The 14,506-nt window shown below is 59.3% G+C and carries 11 protein-coding genes; all 11 read left to right on the forward strand.

Annotated features, from left to right (window positions below):
• The first annotated feature begins 39 nt into the window (after positions 1-39).
• The 11 genes from dksA to acs all read left to right on the forward strand — a co-directional run bounded on the left by dksA (position 40) and on the right by acs (position 14,474).
• Positions 40-486, forward strand: coding sequence for an RNA polymerase-binding protein DksA (gene dksA, locus V0R60_RS21295; RefSeq protein ID WP_136474461.1), 447 nt, complete (start codon positions 40-42; stop codon positions 484-486).
• Positions 487-552: 66 nt separating this feature from the next.
• Complete coding sequence (gene gluQRS / locus V0R60_RS21300) at positions 553-1,440, forward strand: tRNA glutamyl-Q(34) synthetase GluQRS (protein WP_136478871.1); 888 nt, start codon at positions 553-555, stop codon at positions 1,438-1,440.
• Between the two features lie 182 nt (positions 1,441-1,622).
• A complete protein-coding gene (locus V0R60_RS21305; RefSeq protein WP_003250005.1) occupies positions 1,623-1,799 on the forward strand; it encodes a hypothetical protein in 177 nt (58 codons plus the stop codon).
• Positions 1,783-4,737 (forward strand): sensor histidine kinase, encoded by a 2,955-nt coding sequence (locus V0R60_RS21310; RefSeq protein WP_330080702.1) that lies wholly within the window; start codon positions 1,783-1,785, stop codon positions 4,735-4,737. The genes V0R60_RS21305 and V0R60_RS21310 overlap by 17 nt, the downstream gene beginning before the upstream one ends.
• Positions 4,738-4,759: 22 nt before the next feature.
• A complete protein-coding gene (locus V0R60_RS21315) occupies positions 4,760-6,196 on the forward strand; it encodes a sigma-54-dependent transcriptional regulator (RefSeq protein WP_136474459.1) in 1,437 nt (478 codons plus the stop codon).
• Between the two features lie 701 nt (positions 6,197-6,897).
• Complete coding sequence (locus tag V0R60_RS21320) at positions 6,898-8,286, forward strand: polynucleotide adenylyltransferase PcnB (protein ID WP_168198427.1); 1,389 nt, start codon at positions 6,898-6,900, stop codon at positions 8,284-8,286.
• A 2-nt stretch (positions 8,287-8,288) separates the two neighbouring features.
• Positions 8,289-8,765, forward strand: a complete 477-nt coding sequence (gene folK / locus V0R60_RS21325) for a 2-amino-4-hydroxy-6-hydroxymethyldihydropteridine diphosphokinase (protein WP_330080701.1) — start codon at positions 8,289-8,291, stop codon at positions 8,763-8,765.
• 251 nt (positions 8,766-9,016) lie between these two features.
• Complete coding sequence (gene panB / locus V0R60_RS21330) at positions 9,017-9,817, forward strand: 3-methyl-2-oxobutanoate hydroxymethyltransferase (protein ID WP_136474456.1); 801 nt, start codon at positions 9,017-9,019, stop codon at positions 9,815-9,817.
• The gene (panC, locus tag V0R60_RS21335; RefSeq protein ID WP_330080700.1) at positions 9,814-10,671 is read left to right on the forward strand and encodes a pantoate--beta-alanine ligase; all 858 of its coding nucleotides are present in this window, start codon (positions 9,814-9,816) and stop codon (positions 10,669-10,671) included. The genes panB and panC overlap by 4 nt, the downstream gene beginning before the upstream one ends.
• A gap of 116 nt (positions 10,672-10,787) precedes the next feature.
• A complete protein-coding gene (gene pgi, locus V0R60_RS21340) occupies positions 10,788-12,452 on the forward strand; it encodes a glucose-6-phosphate isomerase (protein ID WP_330080699.1) in 1,665 nt (554 codons plus the stop codon).
• Positions 12,453-12,539: 87 nt separating this feature from the next.
• Positions 12,540-14,474, forward strand: a complete 1,935-nt coding sequence (acs, locus tag V0R60_RS21345) for an acetate--CoA ligase (RefSeq protein ID WP_330080698.1) — start codon at positions 12,540-12,542, stop codon at positions 14,472-14,474.
• The last annotated feature ends 32 nt before the right edge of the window (positions 14,475-14,506 follow it).

Consider the following 14,506-nt stretch of genomic DNA (forward strand, 5'->3'; position numbering starts at 1 on the left):
CCTGCGCAATGGATTAGAAGAGTGAGAGGCGGTCTATTCATGTCCACCCAAGAAAAGCAACAAAGTAGTCAACTCGTTCGCGGCTTCGAACCCTATAAAGAAGCAAAGGGTGAGGAGTATATGGGCGAGCCCATGCGCAAACATTTCGCCAAGCTCCTTCAGAACTGGAAGCGGGAGCTGATGGAAGGCGTAGACAAGACTGTGGACCACATGAAAGACGAGGCAGCCAACTTCCCGGACCCAGCCGATCGCGCCAGCCAGGAAGAAGAGTTCGCCCTCGAATTGCGTAACCGCGACCGCGAACGCAAGCTGATCAAGAAGATCGATAAAACCCTGCAACTGATCGAAGACGAAGAATACGGCTGGTGTGAAAGCTGCGGCGTGGAAATCGGTATTCGCCGATTGGAAGCCCGCCCAACCGCAGACTTGTGCTACGACTGCAAGAGCCTGGCGGAAATCAAAGAGAAACAGGTCGGTAAGGCCTGATTTCACTCGAACGGGGCGCTCAAGGCGCCCCGTTTCATTCATGGCTGTATCGATTGCCTCATGAGCATGAACACTCCTCGCTACATCGGGCGCTTTGCCCCCACCCCAAGCGGATTCCTGCACTTCGGCTCGCTGGTCGCTGCCCTCGCCTCCTGGCTCGATGCCCGAGCAGTCGGTGGCACCTGGCTCCTGCGCATGGAAGATATCGATCCTCCCCGCGAAGCCCCCGGCGCCCAGGCAGCGATCCTGCGCACCCTGGAAAGCTACGGCCTGGAATGGGACGGAGAAGTGGTTTATCAAAGCCTGCGCCACGACGCCTATGCCGAGGTGGTTGAGCGCTTGTTTCGCCAAGGTCTGGCTTATGCCTGCACCTGTTCGCGTAAACAACTGGAAGGTTACAACGGCATTTATCCCGGCTTATGCCGCAATGCCGGCCACGGACAGCAGGATGCCGCGATTCGCCTGCGTGTTCCGGAGTTGATCTACCGGTTCGAAGACCGTGTCCAGGGGGCGTTCGAACAACACCTGGGGCAGGAGGTTGGTGACTTCGTCATACGTCGACGCGACGGGCTGTATGCCTATCAACTGGCGGTCGTGCTCGATGACGCTTGGCAAGGAGTAACGGATATCGTGCGCGGCGCAGATCTGCTGGACAACACCCCGCGCCAGCTATACCTGCAGGAACTGCTGGGTCTGTCGCAACCCCGTTACCTGCACGTACCGCTCATTACTCAGCCGGATGGCCACAAGCTTGGCAAAAGCTATCGCTCTGCACCGCTGCCTACCGAGCACGCCACGCCCCTGATCCTGCGTGCCTTGCGCGCCCTCGGCCAGAACACCGATTCAGCAATGGAGCAGGGCACGCCAGCCGAAGTACTGGCTCACGCCGCCCAGCATTGGAACCCCAGCGCCATAGCTCGGCGCCACAGCGTACCTGAAGCAGACCTTCACTAACGCGTCCGTGTTGTGGGTGCCAGCGATCGGGCGTGCAGTGGCTGTAAAAGACCAATAAATTCAAAACTTTGGCTAAAACGCGCGAGGCCGTTTGCAGGCGCCAGCCCATCCGTTACCATCGGCTCAGCCATTTGCGCCAATAATAAATCCAGCCCAAGCGCACCCTAACCTTTGAGGCCAGCATGTATATCTATCGTTTGGTCCTGCTTCTGGTTGTGGGGATCTATCTGTTCTCCCCGGCCATCATGGACTGGTGGATCGAGCCAACCGGTGCCTGGTATCGCCCTTACCTGCTCTGGCTGATCCTGATCGTCGTGACCTTTATCCTGCAGAGCCAACGTGATGCCGATGAGCTTTAGTCTGACCCAGATGATCCTGATCAGCGCCGCGTACCTGTTGGTGCTGTTCGGCGTAGCGTGGGTCAGTGAACGCGGCATGATCCCGCGCTCAATCATTCGCCACCCCCTTACCTACACTTTGTCGCTGGGTGTCTATGCCAGTGCCTGGGCTTTCTATGGCTCGGTCGGCCTCGCCTATCAATATGGCTACGGCTTCCTCGCCTGTTACCTGGGTGTTTCTGGCGCCTTCCTGCTCGCGCCGGTACTGCTTTACCCCATTCTCAAGATCACCCGCACTTACCAGCTGTCATCGCTGGCTGATCTGATCGCCTTCCGCTTCCGCAGTACCTGGGCTGGGGCACTGACCACTGTGTTCATGTTGATCGGGGTACTGCCATTACTGGCCCTGCAGATCCAGGCAGTGGCGGACTCCATCAGCATTCTGACGGGTGAGCCAGTCAAGGCCCGGGTCGCGATGGCGTTCTGCGCCTTGATCACCTTGTTCACCATCTTTTTCGGCTCGCGGCACATCGCCACCCGGGAAAAACACGAGGGCCTGGTTTTTGCCATTGCCTTTGAGTCGGTCATCAAGCTATTGGCATTGGGTGGCATTGGCCTCTATGCGCTGTACGGGGTCTTTGGCGGGCCGCACCAGCTGGAAGTCTGGTTGCTGCAGAACCAGACCGCCCTCGCGGCCTTGCATACACCGCTGCAAGAAGGACCCTGGCGCACCTTGTTGTTGGTGTTCTTCGCCTCGGCCATCGTCATGCCGCACATGTACCACATGGCCTTTACCGAAAACCTCAACCCTCGCTCGCTGGTCAGCGCCAGCTGGGGGCTGCCGTTGTTCCTGCTGCTGATGAGTCTGGCTGTACCGCTGATCCTCTGGGCCGGTTTGAAGATGGGCGCCAGCACCAGCCCTGAATACTTCACCCTGGGCCTGGGCATCGCGGCCAACAACCAGGCGCTGGCGCTGCTTGCCTATGTCGGCGGGCTATCGGCCTCAAGTGGCCTGATCATCGTGACCACCCTAGCGCTGTCGGGCATGGCCCTGAACCATCTGGTGCTACCGCTGTACCAGCCACCCGCGGAGGGCAACATCTATCGCTGGCTGAAATGGACCCGTCGCGCACTGATCGTAGCGATCATCGCCGCAGGCTTTGGTTTCTACCTGACGCTGGGCAGCCAGCAAGACCTCGCCAACCTCGGTATCGTTGCCTTCGTCGCAACGCTGCAGTTCTTGCCAGGTGTGCTGTCGGTACTGTACTGGCCGACCGCCAACCGCCGGGGCTTCATTGCCGGTTTGCTCGCCGGGATTCTGGTGTGGATGGTGACCATGCTGTTGCCGCTGGTAGGCAATCTGCAAGGTTTCTACATTCCGCTGCTGAACATGATCTATGTGCTCGACGACACCAGTTGGCACATGGCAGCTATTGCCTCGCTGGCCGCCAACGTACTGCTGTTCACCCTGATTTCGCTGTTCACCAACGCCAGTAGCGAAGAAGTCAGCGCTGCCGAAGCTTGCGCCGTGGATAACGTTCGGCGTCCGCAACGGCGTGAACTGCATGCCGCGTCGCCTCAGGAGTTCGCCACCCAACTGGCCAAGCCCCTGGGTGCAAAAGCTGCGCAGAAGGAAGTGGAACAGGCGTTGCGTGATCTTTATCTGCCATTCGACGAGCGCCGCCCATACGCCTTGCGCCGTCTGCGCGATCGTATTGAAGCCAACCTCTCGGGCTTGATGGGGCCGAGCGTGGCCCAGGACATGGTCGAGACCTTTCTGCCCTACAAGTCCGGTAACGAAAATTATGTTACCGAAGACATTCACTTCATCGAAAGCCGACTGGAAGACTATCACTCGCGCCTGACCGGTCTTGCAGCCGAGCTCGACGCCCTGCGCCGCTACCATCGCCAAACATTGCAGGAACTGCCGATGGGCGTCTGCTCGCTGGCCAAGGATCAGGAGATCCTGATGTGGAACAAGGCCATGGAAGAGCTCACCGGCATTCCCGCCAAGCGTGTGGTGGGCTCGCGCCTGACCACAATCGGTGAGCCCTGGCGTGGATTGTTGCTGGGTTTCACCAATATTCCCGATGAGCACTTGCACAAACAACGGCTGGGCCTGGACGGTCAGACCCGCTGGCTTAACCTGCACAAAGCGGCCATTGATGAACCTTTGGCGCCAGGTAACAGCGGCCTGGTGGTACTGGTCGAAGACCTCACCGAAACCCAGGCCCTGGAAGACAAGCTGGTGCACTCGGAACGGCTGGCCAGCATCGGTCGTCTCGCCGCCGGTGTGGCTCACGAGATTGGCAATCCGGTTACCGGTATCGCGTGCCTGGCGCAGAACCTGCGCGAAGAGCGCGAGGATGACGGCGAAATCACAGAATTGAGCAGCCAGATTCTCGAACAGACCAAACGCATTTCCCGCATCGTCCAATCGTTGATGAGCTTTGCCCATGCGGGCAGCCATCAACAAAGTGACGAGCCGGTGTGCCTGGCCGAAGTGGCCCAGGACGCCATTGGCTTGCTGGCCTTGAACCGGCGCAATTTCGAAGTACAGTTTTTCAACCTGTGCGACCCCGAGCACTGGGTCGATGGCGACCCGCAACGCTTGGCCCAGGTTCTGATCAACTTGCTGTCCAACGCTCGCGATGCTTCACCGCCCGGCAGCGCCGTGCGCGTCAAGAGCGAATCCAGCGAGCATACCGTTGACCTGATCGTCGAGGACGAAGGCAGCGGCATTCCGAAAAACATCATGGATCGTCTGTTCGAACCCTTCTTCACTACCAAGGACCCGGGCGAAGGTACCGGACTGGGGCTTGCTCTGGTCTATTCCATCGTGGAAGAGCATTATGGACAAATCACCATCGACAGCCCGGCCGATACTCAAAGCCAGCGTGGCACCCGGATCCGAGTGACCCTGCCACGTCATGTCGTAGCGACGTCCGCTGTGAACTGAGACCGTCGAGAGAATTGAATCAATGCCGCACATTCTGATCGTCGAAGACGAAACCATTATCCGCTCGGCCTTGCGCCGATTGCTGGAGCGCAACCAGTACCAGGTCAGCGAGGCCGGATCGGTGCAGGAAGCCCAGGAGCGCTTCAGCATTGCCACCTTCGACCTGATTGTCAGTGACCTGCGCCTGCCGGGTGCACCCGGCACCGAACTGATCAAGCTCGGTCAAGGTACGCCGGTGCTGATCATGACCAGCTACGCCAGCCTGCGCTCTGCCGTCGATTCGATGAAGATGGGCGCAGTAGACTACATCGCCAAGCCTTTCGATCATGACGAAATGCTCCAGGCTGTGGCGCGCATCCTGCGTGATCGCCAGAACGCTCCAGCCGCTGCTGTCGAAGCACGTGCCAATGGCAAGCCTGCTACCGCGGACAAGAGCAGTAATAACGCCGCCAATGGCGAGATCGGCATTATCGGTTCCTGCCCTCCCATGCAGGATCTGTACAGCAAGATCCGCAAGGTCGCGCCTACAGATTCGAATGTGCTGATCCAGGGTGAATCGGGCACCGGCAAGGAGCTGGTTGCGCGCGCCTTGCACAACCTCTCGCGCCGCGCCAAGGCACCGATGATTTCGGTGAACTGCGCTGCCATTCCGGAAACCCTGATCGAGTCGGAACTGTTCGGCCACGAAAAAGGCGCCTTTACCGGCGCCAGTGCAGGACGCGCCGGCCTGGTCGAAGCAGCCGATGGCGGCACCCTGTTCCTCGACGAAATTGGCGAGCTGCCACTCGAGGCACAGGCTCGCCTGCTGCGCGTTCTGCAGGAAGGCGAGATTCGCCGGGTAGGTTCGGTGCAGTCACAAAAGGTCGACGTGCGCCTTATTGCAGCCACCCACCGTGATCTGAAAAGCCTGGCCAAGATCGGCCAGTTCCGTGAAGACCTTTATTACCGCCTGCACGTAATCGCCCTCAAGCTCCCCGCCCTGCGCGAGCGCGGCGCCGACGTCAACGAAATCGCCAATGCCTTCCTCGCCCGCCAAAGTGCGCGCGTGGGCCGTACTGACCTGCGCTTCGGTCACGATGCCGAGCAGGCCATTCGTCACTACTCATGGCCGGGTAACGTCCGCGAACTGGAAAACGCCGTTGAGCGGGCGGTGATTCTCTGCGAGAGCCCGGAAATTTCCGCAGACCTGCTGGGCATCGACATCGAGCTGAGCGACCTGGAGGACGACGATCCGTTCGCCCTGTCCGGCAACGGCAGCACGCCAAGCAGTACAAGTCATGAGCCCACCGAAGACCTGTCGCTGGAAGACTACTTCCAGCACTTCGTGCTCGAGCATCAGGACCACATGACCGAAACCGAGCTGGCACGCAAACTGGGCGTCAGCCGCAAGTGTTTGTGGGAACGCCGCCAGCGCCTGGGTATCCCGCGGCGCAAGAGCGGAGCAACCAGCGACAGCTGATCCCTTTCAGCTGTCATCGAGGCGCAAGGCGGTAACACAGGCAAATGTGAAAAAACTGTTACCTTGACTCAATCTCGTAACAAAAGCCGGGGCTAAAGGTAACGAAGCCCCGGCTTTTTTTTGCCCGCCCACCACCCCAAAACCCCTCCAACCCCTTGTTTTACTGGGGTTTGCAAAAGTTGGCACGGCACCTGCTATATGTTTGGTACAAGAACAATAACAAGCACTGCAAAATACAATAAAAATAAGACGAATCGGCTCACGCACAATAAGAACAAGACGGCGGAGGCGCAGCTAACTGATTCTTTTGGAGAGGAGTTGTTTTTGGGGCTTGCCCCACAACCAGGCAGAGAACAATAAAAACTGCACTCAAGCAGGGCCTGAACTGGTTGGATCACATGATCATTACAACGTCAGCGACCAAAGCAATCCGTTTGCTCTTGAATCCCGGTTAGGGAGATCGTCCACAAGCTTTGCGTTTTGTGGATAGGGCGCTCAACAAAAACAAAAAGCCCGGCAAAAAAATAATAAGAGCACGCAACTACTTCTTGGGGAGCTTCGGCTCCCCTTGTAGTTTCTCCCCCTCGCACCAGCCCTCTTTGCTACCGCCTACACCATCCCCCGAGTAAATGCTAGAATCCCCGCCCATCATGCGGCCATTCTTCGTTTTTGGCCGAACATTCCTTCAAACAGTGCATCCCATGCTGAAGAAGCTGTTCCAGTCGTTCCGTCCTCCCGTACGTGGTCCGCACCACAAGCGCACCACGCCTGAAGTGATCAATAGCGGTCAACACTCGCTGCAACGTGGCCAATTCAGTCGTCATGCGGTGAGCATCGTCGAGCGCCTGCAAAATGCTGGCTACCAGGCCTATCTGGTCGGCGGCTGCGTGCGCGACCAACTCCTGGGGATCACCCCCAAGGACTTCGATGTCGCTACCAGCGCCACCCCCGAGCAAGTTCGCGCAGAGTTTCGCAACGCGCGCATCATCGGTCGTCGATTCAAGCTGGTTCACATCCATTTCGGTCGCGAAATCATCGAGGTTGCCACCTTCCGCGCCAACCATCCGGAAAGCGAAGCAGAAGACACCCACACCTCGTCGCGTAATGAGAGCGGGCGAATTTTGCGTGACAACGTCTATGGCACCCTGGAAGAAGACGCGCAACGTCGCGACTTCACCATCAACGCCCTGTATTACGATCCGGTCAGCGAGCGCATTCTGGATTACGCCAACGGCGTACACGACATCCGCAACCGTCTGATCCGCCTGATCGGTGATCCTACCCAGCGTTACCAGGAAGACCCGGTACGGATGCTGCGCGCCGTGCGCTTCGCCGCCAAGCTCAATTTCGGCATCGAGAAACACACCGTACAGCCGATCCGCGACCTGGCGCCGATGCTGCGCGAAATTCCGGCAGCGCGTCTGTTTGAGGAAACGCTCAAGCTGTTCCTTTCTGGGTACGCAGCCGACACCTTCGAAATGCTGGTCGATCTGCAATTGTTCGACCCGTTGTTCCCTGCCAGCGCCGAAGCCCTGGAAGAACATCCCACTTACACCCACACCCTGATCAGCCAGGCGTTGGTGAACACCGACCTACGCATCAAGCAGGGCAAGCCGGTAACGCCAGCCTTCCTGTTCGCCGCTCTGTTGTGGCCAGCCTTGCCGGGGCGCGCCTTGCGCCTGCAAAGCCGTGGCATGCCGCCGATTCCGGCGATGAATGAAGCGGCGCACGAGCTGATCAGCGAGCAATGTCAGCGTATCGCGATTCCCAAACGTTTCACCTTGCCGATTCGCGAGATCTGGGACATGCAAGAGCGCCTGCCACGTCGTAGCGGCAAGCGCGCCGACCTGCTGCTCGATAACCCACGCTTTCGTGCCGGATATGACTTCCTGCTGTTGCGCGAAAGCGCAGGCGAAGAAACCGATGGCCTCGGTCAATGGTGGACCGATTATCAAGACTGTAATGACAGCGAGCGGCGCGACATGATCCGTGACCTGGGCAGCCGTGATGAAGGCGCCGGTGCAGCGCCGCGCAAACGCAAGCGCAGCCCGAGCAAGCGCAAGCGTGTCGATGGCGGCGCAGGCGAATAAGCATGGAGCGCGTTTACATCGGCCTGGGTAGCAACCTGGACGACCCCCTGGAGCAACTGTGCAGCGCTATCAACGCGCTGCGCGAGCTACCGGGCACGTCAGTGGCAGCTGTTTCTGCCTTCTACAGCAGCGAATCGCTGTCACCCGGCCAGCCTCGCTACACCAATGCCGTAGCAGCCCTGGATAGCACCCTGGCGCCGCTGGAGCTGCTCGACGCGCTGCAGGCCATCGAAGCCGCCCAAGGCCGTGAACGCAAGGAACGCTGGGGGCCGCGCACCCTGGATCTGGATATCTTGCTGTATGGCGACCAAGTAATCGATATCCCGCGCCTCAAGGTTCCGCATTACCACATGCACGCACGACCGTTCGTCCTCTACCCATTGGCAGAATTGGTCCCGTCCGACTTCACCCTGGCCGATCAGCGCAGCCTCGAGCAGTTACTGGCAGATTGCCCGTTCGTCGGCCTGGAGCGCTTGTAACCGGGCGTCCCCCCACAGGGTAACGCCCGTAACAGTGCATTCGTAACAATGCGGTAACGGGGTAATTGACTTAAGCCCCCTCCCTCACGACTATAGGCGTCCAATGGCGCGTGCGCGCCACAAAAAGGCGTATATAGGCCTGGAACAGGTCGTAACCCAAACACCACGATCGATGATGTGCTGTTCCAGAAGATGAATACACGCGTTGTACGCAGTCGTTTTTCACAGCGCCTGAATGAGGATTCCTTTTCATGCCAGATGTAACCCTGACCACCCTGCAGAGCCTCAAGGCCAAGGGTGAGAAAATAGCCATGCTGACCTGCTACGACGCGACCTTTGCCCAGGCCGCCAGCCGTGCCGGCGTGGACATATTGCTGGTGGGTGATTCGCTGGGCATGGTCCTGCAGGGTCATGACAGCACATTGCCCGTGACCAACGCCGAGATGGCCTACCACACTGCCTGTGTAAAACGCGGCAATGAAGGCGCCTTGATCCTCGCTGATCTGCCTTTCATGGCCTGTGCCACCACCGAACAGGCATTCGCCAACAGTGGCGCGCTGATGCAGGCAGGCGCCCATATGGTCAAGGTCGAGGGCGCTGCCTGGCTGGCGGAAACCATCCGCCTGCTGGCTGAGCGCGGTGTGCCGGTTTGCGCTCATATGGGCCTGACCCCACAAACTGTCAATATCCTCGGTGGTTACAAGGTACAAGGCCGCCAGGAAAACCAGGCGCGGCAAATGCGTGCCGACGCTATCGCCCTCGAACAAGCCGGTGCGGCAATGCTACTGCTCGAATGTGTACCGAGCGAGTTGGCGGCTGAAATCACCCAGGCGGTGAGCATTCCAGTCATTGGCATCGGCGCCGGCAGCGCGACCGATGGGCAAGTACTGGTATTGCATGACATGCTCGGTTTGTCGCTGACAGGTCGGGTACCGAAGTTCGTGAAGAACTTCATGGCCGGCCAGAGCGATATCCACAGCGCGCTCAGCGCCTATGTCACCGCCGTCAAGGACGTCAGCTTCCCAGGCAGCGAACACGGGTTCAGTGCATGAATACAGTCAAGACCGTCCGGGAATTGCGTGCCGCCGTGGCGCGTGCGCGCAGCGAGGGTAAACGCATCGGTTTCGTGCCGACCATGGGCAACCTGCACAGCGGGCATGCCGCACTGGTGACCAAGGCGGCGCAGCGCGTCGACTTCGTCGTCGCGAGCATATTCGTCAACCCATTGCAGTTCGGTCCCAGCGAGGACCTGGACAAATACCCGCGGACCCTCACCGCCGACCAGGAGAAGCTGCTCCAGGCCGGTTGCCACTTGCTGTTCGCTCCAACCGTCGAGGAAATGTACCCCGATGGAATGAACGGCCAGACCCGCGTCAGCGTCCCGCAACTTTCCGAAGGGCTATGTGGCGCCAGCCGCCCAGGCCATTTTGAAGGTGTGGCCACAGTGGTCAGCAAGCTATTCAATATGGTCCAGCCCGATCTGGCGGTGTTCGGCCAAAAGGATTTCCAGCAACTGGCGGTCATTCGCGCGCTGGTACGTGACCTGAATATGCCGATCCAGATCATTGGCGAGCCTACCGTGCGCGCCGAAGACGGCCTGGCGTTGTCGTCACGCAATGGCTATCTGAACGAAACCCAGCGTGAAACTGCACCTGCGCTTTATCGCCTGCTCAGTGAGATGGCCAAGGCCATCCAGCAAGGTCAACGTGATTACCCGGCGCTGATTGCTCAGGGCCAGGCGCAACTGGCGCAAGCCGGCTTTCGCCCGGACTACCTGGAAATCCGCCAGGCATTGACCCTGCGTCCGGCCACGGCTGAAGACCGCGACCTGGTGATCCTGGTTGCCGCTGTTCTGGGCGCAACCCGTCTGATCGACAACCTGCATCTGAATCTCGACGCCGAGTAGCAATAAACTGGGATGCCCTTGCAACCAGGCTGCGTGCCTATAATGCGCAGCAGCCTGCAAACAGGTCGTTATTTCCAGTGTCCAACGCAGTTCACGCAATAAGGAAACCTGCAGCGATGGCGTATTACCGCACCCCTCATGATGTAACGACCTTGCCTGCGTGGCAGGCGCTCCAGCAGCACCGCGATGCCATGCAGGACTTCAGCATGCGCGATGCATTCAATGCTGATCCGCAGCGTTTCGACCAGCTGTCGCTGAGCACTTGCGGCCTGTTCCTCGACTACTCGAAGAACCTGATCAATAGCCAAACCCGCGAACTGTTGGTCAACCTGGCCAACGAAGTGGGTCTGCAGGAAGCCATCAAGTCGCTGTTCGCTGGCGAGATCCTCAACGCCTCGGAAGAGCGCCCAGCCCTGCATACAGCCCTGCGTCGGCCAGTAGGCGACAAGCTGAACGTCAACGGCGTCAACGTGATGCCCGAGGTACACAAAGTCCTCAATCAGGTGACTGAGCTGGTAGGCCGCATTCATGACGGCTTGTGGCGCGGTTACAGTGAAAAGCCGATCACCGATGTGGTGAACATTGGCATCGGTGGTTCGTTCCTCGGCCCCGAACTGGTTTCCGAAGCGCTGCTGCCCTACGCCCAGCGTGGCGTGCGTTGCCACTATCTGGCGAACATCGATGGCAGCGAGTTCCACGAACTGTCGGCGAAATTGCGCGCTGAAACCACGTTGTTCATTGTTTCGTCGAAGTCTTTCAATACCCTGGAAACCCTCAAGAACGCCCAGGCGGCACGGGTTTGGTACCTGGCGCAGGGCGGCTCGGAAGCCGAGCTGTACAAGCACTTCATTGCCGTGTCGAGTAACAAGGCAGCTGCGGTGGCCTTCGGTATTCGCGAAGAGAACATCTTCCCGATGTGGGATTGGGTAGGCGGTCGTTACTCGTTGTGGTCAGCCATCGGCTTGCCCATTGCCCTGGCCATCGGCACCGCCAACTTCAAGGAACTGCTGTCCGGTGCCTACACCATGGACCAGCACTTCCAGAACGCCCCCTTCGAGCAGAACATGCCGGTGCTGCTGGCCCTGCTGGGCGTCTGGTACGGCAACTTCTGGGGGGCGCAAAGTCATGCGATCCTGCCGTACGATCACTATCTGCGTAACATTACCAAGCACCTGCAACAACTGGACATGGAGTCCAACGGCAAGAGTGTTCGCCAGGATGGCACACCGGTTAGCCACGACACTGGCCCGGTGATCTGGGGTGGCGTTGGTTGCAACGGCCAGCACGCTTACCACCAGTTGTTACACCAAGGCACGCAGTTGATTCCAGCCGACTTCATCGTCCCGGTCGTCAGCTTCAACCCGGTCGCCGACCACCACCAGTGGCTGTATGCCAACTGCCTGTCTCAAAGCCAGGCACTGATGCTCGGCAAGACCCGCGCCGAAGCAGAAGCCGAACTGCGCCAAAAAGGCTTGAGCGAAGCCGAGGTGCAGAAGCTGGCACCGCATAAAGTGATTCCGGGCAACCGTCCAAGCAACACCCTGGTAGTAGAACGCATCAGCCCACGTCGTCTCGGCGCGCTGGTGGCGATGTACGAGCACAAGGTATTCGTACAGAGCGTGATCTGGGGCATCAACGCCTTCGACCAATGGGGCGTGGAGCTCGGCAAGGAGCTGGGCAAAGGCGTCTATCAGCGTCTCACCGGCGGCATCGAAGACGCCGCTGAAGATGCCTCGACCCAAGGCCTGATCAACTTCTTCCGCAGCCGCCACCGCGGTTGATCGCCCGCGGTACCCCTGGCCGGACGAACACTGCCAGGGGTACCGACTACACTGTCCTGACAAAAACAGACAGGACAGGACCCCGCCATGTTCGATATCAGCGCCTACCCCCACGCCGATGCCGTCAGCAAAGCGGCGCAACTGAATCAGGCCGACTATGAGCGCCTGTACCGCCAATCGATCGAAGACCCTGATAGCTTCTGGACCGAACAAGCCAGCATCCTGGATTGGATCAAGCCTTGGAGTCGCATCCAGCAAAGCGACATGAACACCGGTCAAGCGACATGGTTCAAGGACGCTCAACTCAACGTCAGCTACAACTGCATCGATCGTCACCTGGCTTCACGCGGCAACCAGCCTGCAATCATTCGCGAAGGCGATAACCCTGCCGACTCCAGCGTCATCACCTACCGTGAACTGCACAGCCATGTGTGCCGCCTGGCCAATGTGCTCAAGCAGCGCGGCGTGAAGAAAGGGGACCGGGTATGCATTTACATGCCCATGGTCCCCGAGGCCGCTTACGCCATGCTCGCGTGCAGTCGCATCGGAGCGATCCATTCGGTCGTGTTTGGGGGGTTCTCGCCCGATGCGCTGCGTGATCGCATTCTCGACGCCGACTGCCGCACGGTCATCACCGCCGATGAAGGTGTTCGCGGTGGCAAGACTGTGGCGCTGAAGAACAACGTCGACAAGGCCCTGCTCAGTTGCCCGAATGTGAACAGTGTGGTGGTGATCCAACGTACCGCAGGCAAGATCGACTGGAGCGAGGGCCGCGACCTCTGGTATCACGAAGCGATCACTCAGGTAGACGGAGATTGCCCGCCCGAGCCAATGGATGCAGAAGACCCGTTGTTCATCCTTTACACCTCCGGCAGCACCGGCAAACCCAAGGGCGTTCTGCACACCACGGGTGGTTACCTGCTACAGGCTGCCATGACCTTCAAGACCGTGTTCGACTACCGCGATGGCGAAGTGTTCTGGTGCACCGCAGACGTCGGCTGGGTGACCGGGCACAGCTACATCGTCTACGGCCCCCTGGCCAATGGTGCTATCACCTTGATGTTCGAGGGCGTGCCCAACTACCCCGATGCCTCGCGCTTCTGGCAAGTAGTTGATAAACACAACGTGAACATCTTCTATACCGCCCCCACCGCCCTGCGCGCCCTGATGCGCGAAGGCGAAGCACCGCTCAAATCCACTTCACGCAAAAGCCTGCGTCTGCTTGGCAGTGTCGGCGAGCCCATCAACCCGGAAGCCTGGATGTGGTATTTCAATGCCGTGGGCGAGCAACGGTGTCCGGTAGTCGACACCTGGTGGCAGACCGAAACGGGCGGCATCATGATTACTCCATTGGTTGGCACCCGACACGTCAAGCCCGGCTGTGCTACCCAGCCGATGTTCGGTGTGCAACCGGTGTTGCTCGACGACAAGGGCAAACTGATCGACGGACCCGGCAGTGGCCTGCTGGCGATCAAGGCCAGTTGGCCTGGGCAGATCCGCAGCGTCTATGGCGATCACCAACGGATGATCGACACCTACTTCAAACCGCTACCCGGCTACTACTTCACCGGGGACGGTGCTCGCCGTGACGAAGATGGCGACCTGTGGATAACTGGCCGTGTCGATGATGTGATCAACGTGTCGGGACACCGGATCGGCACCGCTGAAGTCGAGAGCGCCCTGGTCTTGCATGACGCCATCGCAGAAGCCGCCGTGGTCGGGTACCCTCATGATCTCAAGGGTCAGGGTATTTATGCGTTTGTTACCCCCATGAATGGCGTTGATCCGGACGACACGCTCAAGCAGGAGCTTCTGGCTCTGGTCAGCAAGGAGATTGGCAGCTTTGCCAAACCCGACCTGATTCAATGGGCGCCAACCTTGCCGAAAACCCGTTCAGGCAAAATCATGCGGCGGATCCTGCGCAAGATCGCCTGTAACGAGCTGGAAAACCTCGGTGACACTTCGACGCTGGCCGACCCCAGCGTGGTCCAGGGCCTGATCGACAAACGCCTAAACCAGTAAGCGGCATTCCTTCCGGTTGCCGTATCACAAGG

This window comes from Pseudomonas auratipiscis, assembly GCF_036324085.1.
Classification (GTDB): domain Bacteria; phylum Pseudomonadota; class Gammaproteobacteria; order Pseudomonadales; family Pseudomonadaceae; genus Aquipseudomonas; species Aquipseudomonas auratipiscis.